This is a genomic window from Pseudorhodoplanes sp., from assembly GCF_035565795.1.
GTDB lineage: Bacteria > Pseudomonadota > Alphaproteobacteria > Rhizobiales > Xanthobacteraceae > Pseudorhodoplanes.
On the sequence record NZ_DATMRV010000253.1, the window covers coordinates 1 to 1,568 of the forward strand.

The 1,568-nt window shown below is 66.8% G+C and carries 1 protein-coding gene; it reads right to left on the reverse strand.

The features are described from left to right. Positions 1-1,568: malate synthase G (locus VNZ93_RS23025; RefSeq protein WP_325710951.1), on the reverse strand; the 1,568-nt coding region annotated here is incomplete at both ends.

Sequence of the window (1,568 nt, forward strand, 5' to 3'; positions counted from 1 at the left end):
CGACTTCTCCCCATTGAGGGCCTCTCTCAAGCCCGATTTTTCATGACTTCCGACATTCGTGCTGGCGGACGCGCGCGCCGCATCGCGGGCCTTGGCCAGCACCCGATACCGATGCAGCACCGGCTCGGTGTACCCGTTGGCTTGCTCGGTTGCCTCGAAGACCAGGGCCAGCGCCGCCTGGAAGGCCAGGCTCTCCGCTTCGCGGCCGGCCATCGGCCGATACGACGGATCCCCGGCGTTCTGGGCATCGACCTTTGCCGCCATGGCCGTGAACGCCGAACGCACCTGATCCTCGCTCACCAGACCGGCACCGAGCCAGTTGGCCAGCGACTGCGCCGATATGCGCAAGGTTGCCCGATCCTCCATAAGGCCGACATCGTGGATGTCCGGCACCTTGGAGCACCCGATCCCCTGGTCGATCCACCGCACGACGTATCCCAGGATGCTCTGGGCATTGGCGCGAAGCTCCGCCGCGATGTCCGTGGCGCGCAGTTCGTCCGGCGAAGCGACCGGCACGATCAGAAGCTCGTCGAGCGACGGCGTCCCCGCCGCCGCGATCCGGGCGTGCTGCGCGGACACGTCGATCAGGTGATAGTGCTGCGCGTGCAGCACGGCCGCCGTCGGCGACGGCACCCAGGCGGTCGTCGCGCCGGCGCGAAGCTGTTCGCCCTTCTGCGCGATCAGGTCCGCCATGCGATCGGGCGCCGCCCACATGCCCTTGCCGATCTGCGCCTTGCCGGCGAAGCCGCAGGCGAGGCCGATCGCAACGTTGCGCCGCTCGTAAGCCTGGAGCCACGCGGCGTTCTTCATCTGTGTCTTGGGGACCATGGCGCCGGCACGCGTCGAGGTGCGGATCTCGTCCCCCGTGCGATCGAGGAAGCCGGTGTTGATGAAGAAGATGCGGTGCTTGAGCGCCTCTATGCAGGCCGCGAGGTTGGCCGATGTCCGGCGCTCCTCGTCCATCAGGCCGATCTTCACCGTGTGACGATCCAGCCCGAGCAGGTCTTCAACGGCGGCGAACAGGCGATCGGTGAAACGCGCCTCCTCCGGGCCATGTTGCTTGGGCTTCACGACATAGATCGCGCCGGCGCGGCTGTTGCGATGGGCCCCGAGGCCGAGCAGATCGTGCATCCCGCAAAGCACGGTCACGATGGCATCGAGGATGCCTTCGGGCGCTTCGCCGCCATCGGGAAGGCGAACCGCCGGCGTGGTCATCAGATGTCCGACATTTCGTACCAGAAGCAGGCTTCTGCCGGGCAAGGTGAAGCTCGATCCATCGGACGCCGTGCAGGCCCTGTCTTGAGCGAGCCGGCGGGTCAGCACCGTGCCGTCCTTGTCGAAGCGCGCCTGCAAATCGCCGCGCAGGGCCCCGAGCCAGTTTGAATATCCCAGCACCTTGTCGGCCGCATCGACCGCCGCGACCGAATCCTCGAGATCGACGATCGTGCTGGTCGCGGCCTCCACGACGATATCGGCGATGCCAAGTGGATCGGTACGCCCGATCGGATCATTGCGATCGATCACCAGCTCGATGTGCAGGCCGTGATGCCGGAAGAGCGCGCTCTCGC